Below are 15,025 nucleotides of genomic sequence, written 5' to 3'. Positions count from 1 at the left end.
AGCCCTGAATGACCCTCGAACGCGAAGCCGCCGCCAACACCGCCAAGGTCCTGTCCGAAGCGCTGCCTTACATCCGACGCTATGTCGGCAAGACGCTGGTGATCAAATACGGCGGCAACGCTATGGAAAGCGAGGAGCTGAAAACCGGTTTCGCCCGCGACATCGTGCTGATGAAGGCCGTGGGCATCAACCCGGTTGTCGTTCACGGTGGCGGCCCGCAAATCGGCGACCTGCTCAAGCGTCTATCGATCGAGAGCCATTTCATCGATGGCATGCGCGTCACCGACGCGCAGACCATGGACGTGGTGGAAATGGTTCTTGGCGGCCAGGTCAACAAAGACATCGTTAACCTGATCAACCGCCATGGCGGAAGCGCCATCGGCCTGACCGGCAAAGACGCCGAGCTGATTCGTGCGAAAAAGCTCACCGTGACCCGTCAGACGCCGGAGATGACGCAACCGGAAATCATCGACATCGGGCAAGTGGGTGAAGTGGTCGGGATCAATACCGATCTGCTGAACCTGTTGGTCAAAGGCGACTTCATCCCGGTGATCGCGCCGATTGGCGTCGGCGCCAACGGCGAGTCGTACAACATCAACGCCGATTTGGTGGCCGGTAAAGTAGCCGAAGCCTTGAAGGCCGAAAAGTTGATGCTGCTGACCAACATTGCCGGCCTGATGGACAAGCAAGGCACGGTCTTGACCGGCCTGACCACCCAGCAGGTCGACGAGCTGATTGCCGATGGCACGATCTACGGCGGCATGTTGCCGAAGATCCGCTGCGCGCTGGAAGCGGTACAGGGCGGCGTGGGAAGCGCGTTGATCATTGATGGTCGAGTGCCGAATGCGATTCTGCTGGAGATCTTCACTGACACCGGCGTGGGTACATTGATCAGCAACCGCAAGCGTCACTGATTCTAGCGCTTCAAAATAGTTCGCAGCTTCGCCAGCACCCCCACGGATGTACGAATATTCCGTAGGATCTGACGAAGTCTGCGATCTTTTTGTGCGCGCCGGAAACGTCGTACCCGATACAGCGAAACGTCCGACATCCTGTCAGTATTAATCCGCATAGGATCTTCCGTGAATCCACAGGAGATCTACCTCATGCAAAAAGATTACGTTCCTTACGGCAGTGATGTTTCTGCAGGCACCTTTGAATGTGTCGACTGCGGAGAGCTGTATACGAATCAGGCAAAAACCTCGATCCCACCATGCCCACAGCATAAAAAGAAGATCCACAAGCTCAATGGGTGGAGAGTCCTGACCGGCCAGGGCGACGCCGTGAGCGACCCGTATCCGAATAAAAGCTGACTGACACAACGCCGGCCAATGGAAAATAAAAGACCCCGCTCAGCCTGACTGAGCGGGGTCTTTTTATAGGGCACGGCGTGCCACGTTGCAGTGGATCGCCAGCAAGCCGCTGCCTACGGGGTCAAACGCCGAACTGAGCGCGGTAAGCTTCCACGGCAGGCAGATGCTGCTTGAGCTGCGGATCATCCGCGAGGAATTCTAGCACCTGGTTCAGCGACACAATGCTCACTACCGGTATGCCGAAGTCGCGTTCCACTTCCTGAATGGCCGACAATTCGCCGTTGCCACGCTCCTGACGGTTGAGCGCAATCAGCACGCCCGCCGCTTTCGCACCATCCTGAGAGGCGATGATCTGCATGACTTCGCGAATCGCTGTCCCGGCGGTGATCACGTCGTCGATGATCAGCACATTGCCGGTCAAAGGCGCTCCAACGAGGCTGCCACCTTCGCCGTGGGCCTTGGCTTCCTTGCGGTTGAAGCACCATGGCAGGTCACGGTCGTGATGTTCAGCCAGCGCAACCGCAGTGGTCGCCGCCAAAGGGATGCCTTTGTATGCCGGGCCGAACAAAACGTCGAACGAGATACCGCTGTCGGCGATCGCCGCTGCATAAAACCGACCCAGCTGCGCCAGTGCAGAACCGCTGTTGAAAAGGCCGGCATTGAAGAAGTAGGGACTGTTGCGTCCGGACTTCAGGGTGAACTCACCGAAGCGCAAAACGCCGCGATCGATGGCAAAACGAATGAAATCGCGCTGATACGCCTGCATGAAAAAAACCCCAAATACCACGGATTTAGCTAATTAGCTTGACGCCGTGTATCATACACGCACGCGATTTTTGGGGCCATTTATGCGGATCATCAGTGTGAACGTCAATGGTATTCAGGCTGCAGTGGAGCGAGGTTTGCTCAGTTGGCTGCAAGCACAGAATGCCGACGTCATCTGCCTGCAGGACACCCGCGCCTCCGCCTTTGAACTGGACGATCCAGCTTTCCAACTGGATGGCTACTTCCTTTATGCCTGCGAAGCCGAAGTTCCCGCCCAAGGTGGCGTAGCTTTGTATTCGCGGTTGCAACCGAAGGCAGTCATCAGCGGTCTCGGTTTCGAGACAGCCGACCGCTACGGGCGCTACCTGCAAGCCGATTTCGACAAGGTCAGCATCGCGACCTTGCTGCTTCCTTCGGGGCAGAATGGCGATGAAGACTTGAACCAGAAGTTCAAGCTAATGGACGATTTCGGCCGTTATCTGGATAAACAGCGGCGCAAGCGGCGCGAGTACATTTATTGTGGCTCGCTGTACGTAGCGCAGCAAAAGCTGGATATCAAGAACTGGCGTGACAGTCAGCAATCTCCGGGCTTCCTGGCACCTGAGCGTGCGTGGCTGGACGAGATTGTCGGCAACATGGGTTATGTCGATGCCTTGCGCGAAGTTAGCCGCGAAGGCGACCAGTACAGCTGGTGGCCGGACAACGAACAGGCGGAGATGCTCAACCTTGGCTGGCGTTTTGATTACCAGCTACTGACACCCGGTCTGCGCCGTTTTGTACGGAGCGCGCGCCTCCCACGTCAGCCCAGGTTCTCGCAGCATGCACCGCTGATCGTGGACTATGACTGGACGCTGACCATCTAAAAGGTTTGCCAGTTGGAAAAAATGCCCGTATCGCGAGATACGGGCATTTTTTGTGCGTTATTTCAGAACCGGACCCGCTTTCAAACAACGGTGAAAAGGGGCAGCGCCAGATACAACTTGATCACGATAACGGCGAATTGCTGTTCAAAAAAAATGCCCCGGCAAGTCGGAGCATTAATTTAATCAGGATTGCGCTGACCGTTACTTGATCAGCCTCCATGTAAACGGATACCGATACGGCACCCCCTCATTGGCCTTGAGGCCGGCGATGATGGACAGCACCATCGCCCCGATCAGTACCAGTGGCAGCAGCGCGAACCCTATCAACACGAGCATCAGCAGGTAACAAATACCCGAGACCAAGGCTACCGTGATCTGAAAATTCAGCGCTTCCTTGCCTTGAGCGTCGATGAACGGATCGCTGTCTCGCTTCCATTGCCACAGTACCAAAGGCCCAATCAAATGCCCGAATGGCAACCAGACACCCAGAAACGCCGAAAGGTGGCAAAACATTGCCCACATCCGAACCTCTTTGGTCGGAACGGGAAGCAGCTCTTGCTCTTCACTCATGGCGTTCTCCTTGCCGGGTCAGAGTCGATCAGTCGGCCAGTGCAGCTTTTTGCAGTTCGAAGATTTCAGTCATGCCTTTCTTTGCCAATTCGAGCATGGCGTTGAGGTCTTCCGGCTGGAACGGCGCGCCTTCGGCCGTGCCCTGCACTTCGATGAAACCGCCGCTGCTGGTCATCACAACGTTCAGGTCGGTCTCGGCAGCGGAGTCTTCCAGGTAGTCGAGGTCGAGCACAGGCTCGCCCTGATACATACCGACGGAAACGGCGGCAATCATCTGCTTGAGCGGGTCGCCACCCTTGAGTCCACCGCGCTTCTTGATCACTTTCAGGGCATCGACCAGGGCAACCATGGCGCCGGTGATCGACGCAGTACGGGTACCGCCGTCAGCCTGGAGCACGTCGCAGTCGACGTACAACGTCACGTCGCCCAGCTTGGACATGTCGAGCGATGCGCGCAGCGAGCGGCCGATCAGGCGCTGGATTTCCAGGGTGCGCCCGCCTTGCTTGCCACGGCTCGCTTCACGCTGGTTACGCTCGCCGGTAGCGCGCGGCAGCATGCCGTACTCGGCGGTCAACCAGCCCTGGCCCTGACCTTTGAGGAAACGCGGTACGCCGTTTTCGACGCTGACGGTGCAGATGACTTTGGTATCACCGAACTCGACCAGTACAGATCCCTCGGCGTGTTTGGTGTAGTTGCGGGTAATGCGGATCGAGCGGAGCTGATCGGCAGCGCGACCACTTGGACGTTTCATAGGGAATACCTGTACGGAGGACGGAAAACTGCCAAGCATTATAGAGCCGTGCGCCGGGACTGGGCACTTCTAAAAAATCCGCCCGACGACCGAAGGCCTTGAATAGAGCATAGCCGACGGCCTGCAGCGCTTTGTCACCGCGTGTGTTTGGGCGCATCCGCCGCACTGCGCTACAATCCTGCGCCTTTGCTGCCTGTCGGCTTTAATTCACAGATAGCAGGTCCGCGAGCCTCAGGCTTGGCGTCGACCTGCATTACGAGGTACCTCCATGGTGCACAGCATGACCGCCTTCGCACGCGTCGAAAAAGCGGGCACCCAAGGCACGCTGAGCTGGGAACTGCGCTCGGTCAACAGCCGTTACCTGGAGCCGCACCTGCGTCTGCCGGAATCGTTCCGCGACCTCGAAGGCTCGGTCCGCGAAGCGTTGCGCCAGGGCATCTCACGCGGCAAGCTCGAATGCACCCTGCGCTTCACCGAGGAGAACACCGACAAAGCCTTGCAGGTCGATCAGGCGCGCGCAGCGCAACTGGTCGCTGCCGCCGAGACGATCGCCGGCCTGATCAAAAACCCGGCCGCTCTGAATCCGCTGGAAGTGCTGGCCTGGCCAGGGGTACTGGTTGGCGACGCCAGTGATCCGCAGGCCTTGAACGCCGAGGCACTGGCGTTGTTCACCGAGGGTCTGCTGGAACTGAAGGCCGGGCGCGAACGCGAAGGGGCGGAGCTGGCACGGCTGATCAATGATCGCCTGACTGCCATTGAAGATGACGTTGTGACCCTGCGCGTGCTGGTCCCGCAAATGCTCGCCACCCAGCGTCAGAAAGTTCTCGACCGTTTTGCTGACATGAAAGCCGAAATGGACCCGCAGCGTCTGGAACAGGAAATGGTCATGCTCGCTCAGAAGAGCGACGTCGCCGAAGAACTGGATCGCCTCAGCACCCACATTATCGAAGTCCGCCGCGTGCTCAAGTCCGGCGGCGCTGCCGGTCGGCGCCTGGACTTCCTGATGCAGGAGCTCAACCGCGAAGCCAACACACTGGGCTCCAAAGCCTTCGACCCGCGCAGTACGCAGGCGGCGGTCAACCTCAAGGTGTTGATCGAGCAAATGCGCGAACAAGTGCAGAATATTGAGTAAGGCAAACCCGACATGACCCACAGCACCGGCACCCTCTACATCATTTCCGCCCCTTCCGGCGCGGGCAAAAGTAGCCTGGTCAAGGCCCTGACCGACGCTGATCAGGAGATCCGTGTCTCGGTCTCCCACACCACCCGCGCCATGCGTCCGGGTGAAGAGAACGGCGTGAACTATCACTTCGTCGAACGCAGCGAGTTCGTGAAGATGATGGAACACGGGGATTTCCTCGAGCGCGCCGAAGTCTTCGGCAATCTCTATGGCACTTCGCAGAGTCATCTGCAGCAGACGCTGGATGAAGGTCACGACCTGATTCTGGAGATCGACTGGCAAGGCGCCGAGCAAGTGCGCAAGCTGATGCCACAAGCCCGTTCGATCTTCATTCTGCCGCCATCGTTGCAGGCGTTGCACCAGCGCCTCACCAACCGCGGCCAGGACAGCGACGAAATCATCGACGGGCGCATGCGTGAAGCCGTTAGCGAAATGAGTCATTACGTCGATTACGACTACCTGATCATCAACGACGATTTCGCCCATGCCTTGCGCGACCTGCAGGCGATTTTCCGGGCCAATCAGCTGCATCAAAAGCGTCAGCAGCAGCGTCACGGCAAACTTTTGGCCGAATTACTTGGCTGACCGGCTCTTCCCAAAACCGCGGCAAGGGCTTTACATTGGCACTTGCAGCGCGTTGAAGGGTCTGGTCAAAAAATCAGCGCTTCCCTAATCGCTGGTGATTTTTTAAACTGTCGAGTCCGCTCGCCCAACCGGGCAGCGCGCATATTGCATTCGCTCCGAGGAATACCATGGCCCGCGTAACCGTTGAAGACTGCCTAGAACACGTGGAAAACCGCTTTGAGCTGGTCATGCTCTCTACCAAGCGTGCCCGTCAACTGGCCACCGGCGGCAAAGAGCCTTTGGTCCCAGTGGAAAACGACAAGCCGACCGTCGTCGCCCTGCGCGAAATCGCGGAAGGCCTGATGAGCTACGAGTTCATCGCCAATGCTGAAATCGTCGAAGACGAACCGCTGTTCGCAGCGTTCGAGGACGAGTCCAACGAGGCCGTCTAAGCCTATGCCTGGTCGACGTAGCACGGCGCGGGGTCACAGCGAACGGCAGGAGTCATCATGCCGAGCATAGACGCCCTCGCCGATCGCTTATCGGCCTACCTCGGGAAGGACCAGGTCAATCTGGTCCGCCGGGCGTATTTCTACGCCGAACAAGCCCACGACGGCCAACGCCGCCGTAGCGGTGAGGCGTACGTCACGCATCCTCTTGCCGTGGCCAATATTCTTGCCGACATGCACATGGACCATCAGAGCCTGATGGCTGCGATGCTGCATGACGTGATCGAAGACACCGGGATTGCCAAGGAAGCGCTGCAAGCGCAGTTCGGCGAAACCGTGGCCGAACTGGTCGATGGGGTCAGCAAACTGACCCAGATGAATTTCGAGACAAAAGCCGAAGCCCAGGCGGAAAACTTCCAGAAAATGGCCATGGCCATGGCGCGCGACATTCGCGTGATCCTGGTCAAACTGGCCGACCGCCTGCACAACATGCGCACGCTGGAAGTCCTCTCCGGCGAAAAGCGCCGGCGGATCGCCAAGGAAACCCTGGAAATCTATGCGCCCATCGCCAACCGGCTGGGCATGCACGCCATTCGCATAGAGTTCGAAGACCTCGGTTTCAAGGCCATGCACCCGATGCGTTCCGCGCGGATCAACCAGGCGGTCAAGCGCGCCCGGGGCAACCGCAAGGAAATCGTCAACAAGATCGAAGAGTCCCTGAGCCACTGCCTGGCCATCGACGGCATTCAGGGCGAAGTCAGCGGACGCCAGAAACACCTCTACGGCATCTACAAGAAAATGCGCGGCAAGCGTCGGGCCTTCAACGAGATCATGGACGTCTACGCGTTCCGGATCATCGTCGACAAGGTCGATACCTGCTACCGCGTGCTGGGTGCTGTGCATAATTTGTACAAACCGTTGCCGGGGCGCTTCAAGGATTACATTGCGATTCCCAAGGCCAACGGCTACCAGTCGCTGCACACCACGTTGTTCGGCATGCACGGTGTTCCGATCGAGATTCAGATCCGCACCCGTGAAATGGAAGAGATGGCCAACAACGGCATCGCCGCCCATTGGCTGTACAAATCCAGCGGCGACGAGCAGCCTAAAGGCACTCATGCCCGCGCCCGCCAGTGGGTCAAAGGCGTGCTGGAAATGCAGCAACGCGCCGGCAATTCGCTGGAATTCATCGAAAGCGTGAAGATCGACCTGTTCCCGGACGAGGTCTACGTGTTTACGCCCAAAGGCCGGATCATGGAACTGCCGAAAGGCTCCACGGCCGTCGACTTTGCTTACGCAGTGCACACCGATGTCGGCAATAGCTGCATTGCCTGTCGGATCAATCGTCGTCTCGCGCCGCTGTCCGAACCGCTGCAAAGCGGCTCCACGGTCGAGATTGTCAGTGCACCCGGCGCGCGACCTAATCCGGCGTGGCTCAATTTTGTCGTCACCGGCAAGGCGCGAACGCACATCCGCCATGCCTTGAAGCTGCAGCGCCGCTCTGAATCCATCAGCCTTGGCGAACGCCTGCTGAACAAGGTGCTCAACGGCTTCGACAGCGCCCTGGACAAAGTCCCGGCCGAGCGCGTCAAGGCGATGCTCGCCGAGTATCGTCTGGAGCTCATCGAAGACCTGCTCGAAGATATTGGCCTGGGCAATCGCATGGCTTATGTCGTTGCCCGTCGCCTGCTAGGCGAAGGCGAACAGCTGCCGGGCGCCGAAGGCCCGCTGGCCATTCGTGGCACGGAAGGCCTGGTGCTCAGCTACGCCAAGTGCTGTACGCCGATCCCGGGCGATCCGATTGTCGGTCACTTGTCTGCGGGCAAGGGAATGGTCGTGCACCTGGACAACTGCCGCAACATCAGTGAAATCCGCCATAACCCGGAGAAATGCATCCAGCTTTCGTGGGCCAAGGATGTCACTGGCGAATTCAACGTCGAGCTGCGTGTCGAGCTGGAGCACCAGCGCGGCCTGATCGCCTTGCTGGCCAGCAGTGTCAACGCCGCCGACGGCAACATCGAAAAAATCAGCATGGACGAACGCGACGGCCGCATCAGTGTGGTCCAACTAGTGGTCAGCGTGCACGACCGCGTGCACCTGGCACGCGTGATCAAGAAACTGCGCGCATTGACCGGGGTGATCCGCATCACCCGCATGCGCGCGTAACGTTACCCATTACAAGGAGTCATTCATGACCAAGACTGTTATCACCAGCGACAAGGCCCCGGCGGCCATCGGTACTTACTCCCAGGCGATCAAGGCCGGCAACACTGTGTACATGTCGGGCCAGATCCCGCTCGATCCGAAAACCATGGAACTGGTCGAGGGTTTCGAAGCCCAGGTCGTCCAGGTGTTCGAGAACCTCAAGTCCGTCGCTGAAGCTGCCGGCGGTTCGTTCAAGGACATCGTTAAACTGAACATCTTCCTGATTGATCTGAGCCACTTCGCCAAGGTCAACGAGATCATGGGCAAGTATTTCGAGCAGCCATACCCTGCCCGCGCCGCCATCGGTGTCGCTGCCCTGCCAAAGGGTTCGCAGGTTGAAATGGATGCCATTCTGGTCATCGAGTAATGCGTCCGGCGCAGTCTCAGGGCTGCGCCGTCGATGTAGGCAAAGAAGTGTTCTGAAAGGATTCCACCATGCGCCAAGCGCTAGTTCTCTCGCTGGTCGCCCTGTTCCTGGGCGGTTGTGCCAGCGATCCTGCCGATCGTGATATCAGCGGTACCTGGATCAATCAGGTGGCGATCGATGCGGCATCCAAAGGCGCCCCCTTGCGCGAAGCGCTTCAGGCTTATGGCCCGAACCTGGAATGGGACGTCAACACCAAGGCCGCCCAGGCCCGTTACACCAATGGTTTTGAAAATGTGGACGGCAAGCTGCTGGGCGAAGAGTCCGGCGCCTGGAAAGTCGATTTTTACGGCAGCTCGGCCAGCGAGCTGAAGCGTGATGGCAAACAACTGAGCCAGGGCGCCAGCGACAACGAACCGGAGCAGGTCTTCGACCGCCCGCAGATTCCGGTGCCCGAGGGCGCCCCGCTTGGCGCCAGCTTCGAACGTGCGTTGTACACCGCTTACATGGGTGGCAGCTGGAAAGTCATCAATGGCCCTGGTATCGGCAACACCGTGCAATTCCAGGCCGACGGCCAGGTGGCCGGTTTGCCGGGCGCCGACCGCTATGCCCTGTGCCTGGCCGGCGACTGCGCGTCGATGAGTGACGGCAACGACAACATGTGGCTGCAGTTGAACGGTCAGGGCAATACCTGGATCTTTGCGCGCAAGGGCAAGGAACTGGAGATTCTGCAGGCCGTGAACACCGCGCGGTCGGACGAAATGCCACAGTTCACCCCGGGTGAGCGCAAATGGTTGCTGGAAAAGCAGTAACCCGGCCGTAATCAATGCAAGCCAGTATGGGAGCGAGCCTGCTCGCGATCAGGCCATAACAGCCAACGATGATGTTGAATGTCATGCCGCCATCGCGAGCAGGCTCGCTCCCACATTTGTGTGGTGCTGGGAAGTCAGCAGCGGCCTTCGAGAATGGCGGCGTAGCCTTCGCGGTAGCTTGGGTAAGCCGGCGTCCAGCCCAGGGCTTTCGCCCGCGCATTTGTGCAACGCTTGCTCCCCGCCCGCCGCACACTCGCATCTTCGGCCCAGTCAGTCACCCCCAGATATTCGCGCAGCCAGCCCACCACTTCCGCCAGCGGTGCAGGCGCATCGTCGACGCCGATATAGATATCGTCCAGCGCCTCGCCTCGGCGGTCCGCCTCAAGCAGATAGGCCATCAATCCCGCCGCGTCATCAGCATGAATACGATTGCCATACAGCGGCGGATCGGTCGCCACGCGATAACCGCGACGAACTTGCGTCAGCAACCATTCGCGGCCCGGCCCGTAGATACCGGTCAAACGCACGATACTTGCGGGGATACCGCTGTCGAGCGCTACTTGCTCCGCCTCAAGCATCAACCGGCCTGAATAACCGCTACCCGGCAGCGCCGGCGAAGTTTCGTCTACCCACTCGCCGTCTTGCTGGCCGTACACACTGCTGCTGGAAACGAACAGCAGGCGATTGGGCACCTGGCCGTAGTCGTCCAGCCAGCTCAGCACATTCTGCAAACCTTGCACATAAGCAGCGCGATAGCCTGCTTCATCATGATCGGTGGCGGCCGCGCAATACACCAGGTAATCCACTGCACCCACCGGCCAGGTGGCGGGGCAGTCCTCGTTGAACAAGTCGCCAGCGACACCGATGACGCCTTCCGGCAAGCGTGAAACGTCCCGGCGCAAGCCGTGAACTTCCCATCCCAAAGCCAGCAATTGCGTGGCCAGACGGCTGCCGACATCACCGCAGCCGGCGATCAAAACAGAAGGCGCGGACATCCAGAAACTCCTATTGCAAAGCCACAGACTAGCGCCGGCAATGGACGAGCGGCTAGCAAAGAAACAAAAAAAGTTACTGTATTACTTTTGTTAACAAGAATTACTTGCAATAATGCCCGCCACTTTTGTTCTCGGCCTTCGAGGCCTGGAAGAACATTTACCGTCTTTTTCTCTCAGGTCCGGCCAGCATGACACCCAATCAATTCCCCGCTTCGCCAACCAAACGACCTCGCGCATGGCGCGCTGTGGCCGCCCTGCTGCTCGGCTTGATGCTGGCGCCCACCGCCGCATTTGCAGATGCCCAGGCACCCGCCTCTCCTGCGACCCAAGCCGCTCCATCGCCTGCACCTGTTGATCAGGCCGCTCCGGTCGTGACCCCGGTCGCCGCCGAACCGGCACAAGCCGTGGACACACTCGCCGAAGACGCACCTGAGGTGCTCGAAGCCGACAACACCCTGGGCATGGCCCATGACCTGTCGCCTTGGGGCATGTACCAGAACGCCGACATCATTGTGAAGATCGTGATGATCGGTCTGGCCATCGCCTCGATCATCACCTGGACCATCTGGATCGCCAAAGGCTTCGAGCTGATGGGCGCCAAACGTCGTCTGCGCAATGAAATCGTCCACTTGAAAAAAGCCACCACGCTCAGAGAAGCCAGCGCATCGGCAACCAAGCCAGGGACTCTTGCCAATCTGTTGGTACACGACGCGCTGGAAGAAATGCGACTGTCGGCCAACAGCCGCGAAAAAGAAGGCATCAAGGAACGCGTCAGCTTCCGTCTCGAACGCCTGGTTGCCGCGTGCGGCCGCAACATGAGCAGCGGCACCGGCGTGCTGGCAACCATTGGCTCAACTGCGCCGTTTGTGGGTCTGTTCGGTACGGTGTGGGGCATCATGAACAGCTTTATCGGCATCGCCAAAACCCAGACCACCAACCTCGCTGTCGTAGCTCCGGGTATCGCAGAAGCGTTGCTGGCGACTGCGTTGGGTCTGGTCGCTGCGATTCCAGCGGTGGTGATTTACAACGTGTTTGCCCGCTCCATTGCCGGTTACAAGGCTCAGGTGTCGGATGCGTCGGCGGAAGTCCTGCTGCTGGTCAGCCGTGATCTCGATCACCTGCCAACAGCCGAGCGCTCCTCGCAACCGCATGTGGCCAAAGTAGGGTAATCAGCCATGGGCTTGCATCTAAAAGAAGGCGCAGACGACGATCTGGCCGAGAATCATGAAATCAACGTCACGCCGTTCATTGACGTGATGCTGGTGCTGTTGATCATTTTCATGGTGGCCGCTCCATTGGCCACTGTGGACATCAAGGTCGACCTGCCCGCCTCCACTGCCAAACCGGCGCCACGGCCCGAGAAGCCGGTGTTTCTCAGCGTCAAGGCTGATCAACGCCTGTTCCTTGGTGAAGACGAAGTGAAGGCCGAGACACTCGGCGCCACGCTGGACGCCCGCACCAAAGGCAAGAAAGACACGACGATTTTCTTCCAGGCCGATAAGGGCGTGGATTACGGCGACCTGATGAGCGTGATGGATGCCTTGCGCGCCGCTGGTTACCTGAAAGTCGGCCTGGTCGGACTCGAGACGGCAGCCAAGAAATGATCACGACGCGCCAAAAGCTGACGCGTTACAGCGGGAGCCTGGCCGTGGTGCTGGGTGTCCATGCGCTGGCCATTGCGCTGGCGCTGAACTGGTCGTCGCGTCCGCCCATCGAACTGCCCCCGCAGGCGATGATGGTCGAGCTGGCGCCGGTTCCTGCCCCGCCACCGCCTGCACCGCCGAAGGTGGTCACGCCACCGCAGCCGCCGACGCCGGTGGAAGAACTGCCGATGCCCAAGCTTGCAGAAGCGCCGAAGGCCGAGATTGCCGTGCCCAAGCCTAAACCCAAGCCGAAGCCAAAACCGCAACCGCCCAAGCCCGTGGAGAAAAAACCCGAGCCGCCGAAGGAAAAGCCGACCGAGGAAAAACCGAGCGACGCGCAACCGACCCAGACGCCAACGGACAAATCTGCACAACCGGCACCCGGCCCTTCGCCGGCGCAGCAAGCAGCCAAGGCCAGTTGGCAAGGCACCCTGCTCGCTCATCTGGCCAAGTACAAAAAGTACCCGGCCAGCGCTCAATCGCGTGGTAAGGAAGGGTTGAACCGACTGCGCTTCGTGGTGGACGGTGAAGGCAACGTGTTGTCATTCGAACTGGTGGGCCGCTCCGGCAATGCCGATCTGGACAGGGCGACTCTGGAAATGATCAGGCGTGCGCAACCGCTGCCCAAGCCGCCGGCCGACATGCTGAACAACGGCTCGATCGAAATCGTTGCGCCGTTTGTGTATTCCCTGGAAAAGCGCCGCCGCTGAAGCGATCTCTGTAGCAGCTGGCGCAGCCTGCGTCCGGCTGCGCAGCAGTCGTATAAATCAGCCAATGCGGTTTGCCTGCAGAACCGCAGCGTTCAGAAATACGACTGCTGCGCAGCCGGACGCAGGCTACGCCAGCTGCTACGGAAGGGAATATGCCTAGAGGCACCAAAAGGTGCCTTTTGCATATCCACCCAGGCATACACGCATTGCCCGGTGTCATTCACCTCACTCAGTCTGATAACGTGCGTCTATCGATTGCAGCCGTTATGCTTGGCTCGCAACTTCACGGACGTTCGCCATGACCCTTACAGAATTACGCTACATCGTTACCCTCGCCCAAGAGCAGCACTTCGGCCACGCGGCCGAGCGTTGCCACGTCAGTCAGCCGACCCTGTCGGTGGGCGTGAAAAAGCTTGAAGACGAACTCGGTGTGCTGATTTTCGAGCGCAGCAAGAGCGCCGTACGCCTGACTCCGGTCGGCGAAGGCATCGTGGCCCAGGCGCAAAAAGTGCTGGAGCAAGCTCAAGGGATTCGCGAACTGGCGCAGGCTGGCAAAAACCAGCTGACGGCCCCGTTGAAAGTCGGCGCGATCTACACGGTTGGCCCGTATCTGTTTCCGCATCTGATCCCGCAGCTACACCGCGTGGCTCCGCAGATGCCGCTGTACATTGAAGAAAATTTCACCCACGTGCTGCGTGACAAGCTGCGCAACGGTGAGCTCGACGCGATCATCATCGCCCTGCCGTTCAACGAAGCCGACGTATTGACCCTGCAGCTCTACGACGAGCCGTTCTATGTGCTGATGCCGGCTCAACACCCGTGGACGCAAAAAGAATCAATCGACGCCAGCCTGCTCAACGACAAGAGTCTGTTGCTGCTGGGCGAAGGCCACTGCTTCCGCGATCAGGTGTTGGAGGCCTGTCCGACGCTGACCAAAGGCAGCGACGGCGCCAAGCACACCACGGTGGAGTCCAGCTCGCTGGAGACCATTCGCCACATGGTCGCCTCCGGTTTGGGCATCTCGATCCTGCCACTCTCGGCCGTCGACAGCCACCATTACGCACCCGGCGTGATCGAAGTGCGTCCACTGACGCCGCCGGTGCCGTTTCGAACAGTAGCGATCGCCTGGCGCGCGAGCTTTCCGCGGCCCAAGGCAATCGAAATCCTCGCCGACTCGATCCGCCTGTGCTCGGTGGCCAAGCCGCCAGCGCCGGTGGCTGGCTAAGCAACAGTCATGACCGAGTTGTCGCAAGTGTCGGTGACGGCGCTCAAGGGTGTCGGTGAAGCCATGGCCGAAAAACTGGCCAAGGTTGGCCTGGAGAATCTTCAGGACGTACTGTTCCATCTGCCCTTGCGGTATCAGGACCGCACCCGGGTGGTCCCGATCGGTCATTTGCGCCCTGGCCAGGATGCCGTGATCGAAGGCACCGTCAGCGGCGCCGATGTGGTCATGGGCCGCCGTCGCAGCCTGGTCGTGCGTTTGCAGGACGGAACCGGCGGGCTCAGCCTGCGCTTCTACCATTTCAGCAATGCGCAGAAAGAAGGCCTCAAGCGCGGCACGCGAATTCGCTGTTACGGCGAAGCGCGGCCCGGCGCGTCGGGGCTGGAAATCTATCACCCGGAATACCGCGCCATCACCGGCGATGAACCGCCGCCGGTGGATGAAACCCTGACCCCGGTTTACCCGTTGACCGAAGGCCTGACCCAGCAACGCTTGCGCCAGCTCTGCATGCAGACCCTGACGATGCTGGGCCCGACCAGCCTGCCCGACTGGTTGCCGACAGAACTGGCACGGGACTATCAACTGGCGCCGCTGGCCGATGCGATTCGCTATCTGCACC

General features: G+C 59.6%; 18 protein-coding genes. 14 read left to right on the top strand and 4 right to left on the bottom strand.

Annotation, left to right across the window (positions count from 1 at the left end; translation table 11 throughout):
• Positions 1–8: 8 nt before the first annotated feature.
• A complete protein-coding gene (argB, locus tag F8N12_RS07775; protein WP_150579936.1) occupies positions 9–914 on the top strand; it encodes an acetylglutamate kinase in 906 nt (301 codons plus the stop codon).
• Between the two features lie 192 nt (positions 915–1,106).
• Positions 1,107–1,313 carry a hypothetical protein gene (locus F8N12_RS07770; RefSeq protein WP_150579935.1) on the top strand — a complete coding sequence of 69 codons (207 nt, stop codon included), beginning with the start codon at positions 1,107–1,109 and terminating at the stop codon, positions 1,311–1,313.
• A 121-nt stretch (positions 1,314–1,434) separates the two neighbouring features.
• Here the strand turns inward: F8N12_RS07770 and pyrE are convergent, their stop codons facing one another.
• Positions 1,435–2,079: an orotate phosphoribosyltransferase gene (gene pyrE / locus F8N12_RS07765; protein WP_150579934.1), complete on the bottom strand. Its 645-nt coding sequence runs from the start codon at positions 2,077–2,079 to the stop codon at positions 1,435–1,437.
• Positions 2,080–2,161: 82 nt separating this feature from the next.
• Between pyrE and F8N12_RS07760 the strand changes: the two genes are divergently transcribed.
• Positions 2,162–2,941, top strand: a complete 780-nt coding sequence (locus tag F8N12_RS07760; protein ID WP_028622400.1) for an exodeoxyribonuclease III — start codon at positions 2,162–2,164, stop codon at positions 2,939–2,941.
• 201 nt (positions 2,942–3,142) lie between these two features.
• Here F8N12_RS07760 and F8N12_RS07755 read toward each other — a convergent pair whose 3' ends face one another.
• The gene (locus F8N12_RS07755) at positions 3,143–3,511 is read right to left on the bottom strand and encodes a DUF4870 domain-containing protein (protein WP_150579933.1); all 369 of its coding nucleotides are present in this window, start codon (positions 3,509–3,511) and stop codon (positions 3,143–3,145) included.
• Positions 3,512–3,539: 28 nt separating this feature from the next.
• Positions 3,540–4,262 (bottom strand): ribonuclease PH, encoded by a 723-nt coding sequence (rph, locus tag F8N12_RS07750; RefSeq protein WP_150579932.1) that lies wholly within the window; start codon positions 4,260–4,262, stop codon positions 3,540–3,542.
• A gap of 268 nt (positions 4,263–4,530) precedes the next feature.
• On the opposite strand from rph, the gene F8N12_RS07745 reads away from it, so the two are divergent.
• The 6 genes from F8N12_RS07745 to F8N12_RS07720 all read left to right on the top strand — a co-directional run bounded on the left by F8N12_RS07745 (position 4,531) and on the right by F8N12_RS07720 (position 9,836).
• Positions 4,531–5,394, top strand: a complete 864-nt coding sequence (locus tag F8N12_RS07745; RefSeq protein WP_150579931.1) for a YicC/YloC family endoribonuclease — start codon at positions 4,531–4,533, stop codon at positions 5,392–5,394.
• Positions 5,395–5,406: 12 nt separating this feature from the next.
• On the top strand, positions 5,407–6,027 hold the full coding sequence (gene gmk, locus F8N12_RS07740) for a guanylate kinase (RefSeq protein WP_150579930.1): 621 nt from the start codon (positions 5,407–5,409) through the stop codon (positions 6,025–6,027).
• A 167-nt stretch (positions 6,028–6,194) separates the two neighbouring features.
• On the top strand, positions 6,195–6,458 hold the full coding sequence (gene rpoZ, locus F8N12_RS07735) for a DNA-directed RNA polymerase subunit omega (RefSeq protein WP_028622406.1): 264 nt from the start codon (positions 6,195–6,197) through the stop codon (positions 6,456–6,458).
• Positions 6,459–6,515: 57 nt separating this feature from the next.
• Positions 6,516–8,621, top strand: a complete 2,106-nt coding sequence (gene spoT, locus F8N12_RS07730) for a bifunctional GTP diphosphokinase/guanosine-3',5'-bis pyrophosphate 3'-pyrophosphohydrolase (protein WP_150579929.1) — start codon at positions 6,516–6,518, stop codon at positions 8,619–8,621.
• Between the two features lie 25 nt (positions 8,622–8,646).
• Positions 8,647–9,027 carry a RidA family protein gene (locus tag F8N12_RS07725; RefSeq protein ID WP_028622408.1) on the top strand — a complete coding sequence of 127 codons (381 nt, stop codon included), beginning with the start codon at positions 8,647–8,649 and terminating at the stop codon, positions 9,025–9,027.
• 68 nt (positions 9,028–9,095) lie between these two features.
• Positions 9,096–9,836, top strand: a complete 741-nt coding sequence (locus F8N12_RS07720) for a hypothetical protein (RefSeq protein WP_150579928.1) — start codon at positions 9,096–9,098, stop codon at positions 9,834–9,836.
• Between the two features lie 134 nt (positions 9,837–9,970).
• Here F8N12_RS07720 and F8N12_RS07715 read toward each other — a convergent pair whose 3' ends face one another.
• Positions 9,971–10,831, bottom strand: coding sequence for an SDR family oxidoreductase (locus tag F8N12_RS07715; RefSeq protein WP_150579927.1), 861 nt, complete (start codon positions 10,829–10,831; stop codon positions 9,971–9,973).
• A gap of 188 nt (positions 10,832–11,019) precedes the next feature.
• Here F8N12_RS07715 and exbB point away from each other — a divergent pair, with 188 nt between their 5' ends.
• From exbB to F8N12_RS07690, 5 genes are all read left to right on the top strand, one after another.
• Positions 11,020–12,000 (top strand): tonB-system energizer ExbB, encoded by a 981-nt coding sequence (gene exbB, locus F8N12_RS07710; RefSeq protein WP_150579926.1) that lies wholly within the window; start codon positions 11,020–11,022, stop codon positions 11,998–12,000.
• Between the two features lie 6 nt (positions 12,001–12,006).
• Positions 12,007–12,435 (top strand): TonB system transport protein ExbD, encoded by a 429-nt coding sequence (gene exbD / locus F8N12_RS07705; RefSeq protein WP_028622412.1) that lies wholly within the window; start codon positions 12,007–12,009, stop codon positions 12,433–12,435.
• Complete coding sequence (locus F8N12_RS07700; protein ID WP_150579925.1) at positions 12,432–13,184, top strand: energy transducer TonB; 753 nt, start codon at positions 12,432–12,434, stop codon at positions 13,182–13,184. Before exbD ends, F8N12_RS07700 begins: the two co-directional genes overlap by 4 nt.
• Before the next feature lie 298 nt (positions 13,185–13,482).
• Positions 13,483–14,409, top strand: coding sequence for a hydrogen peroxide-inducible genes activator (locus F8N12_RS07695; RefSeq protein ID WP_150579924.1), 927 nt, complete (start codon positions 13,483–13,485; stop codon positions 14,407–14,409).
• 9 nt (positions 14,410–14,418) lie between these two features.
• Positions 14,419–15,025, top strand: a 607-nt coding sequence (locus F8N12_RS07690) for an OB-fold nucleic acid binding domain-containing protein (protein ID WP_412072135.1), incomplete at its 3' end; no start/stop codon positions are given.

The organism is Pseudomonas fluorescens, assembly GCF_902497625.1.
In the GTDB taxonomy this organism is placed as follows: Bacteria; Pseudomonadota; Gammaproteobacteria; order Pseudomonadales; family Pseudomonadaceae; genus Aquipseudomonas; species Aquipseudomonas fluorescens_BQ.
This window is presented reverse-complemented; position numbering and strand designations above follow the sequence as displayed.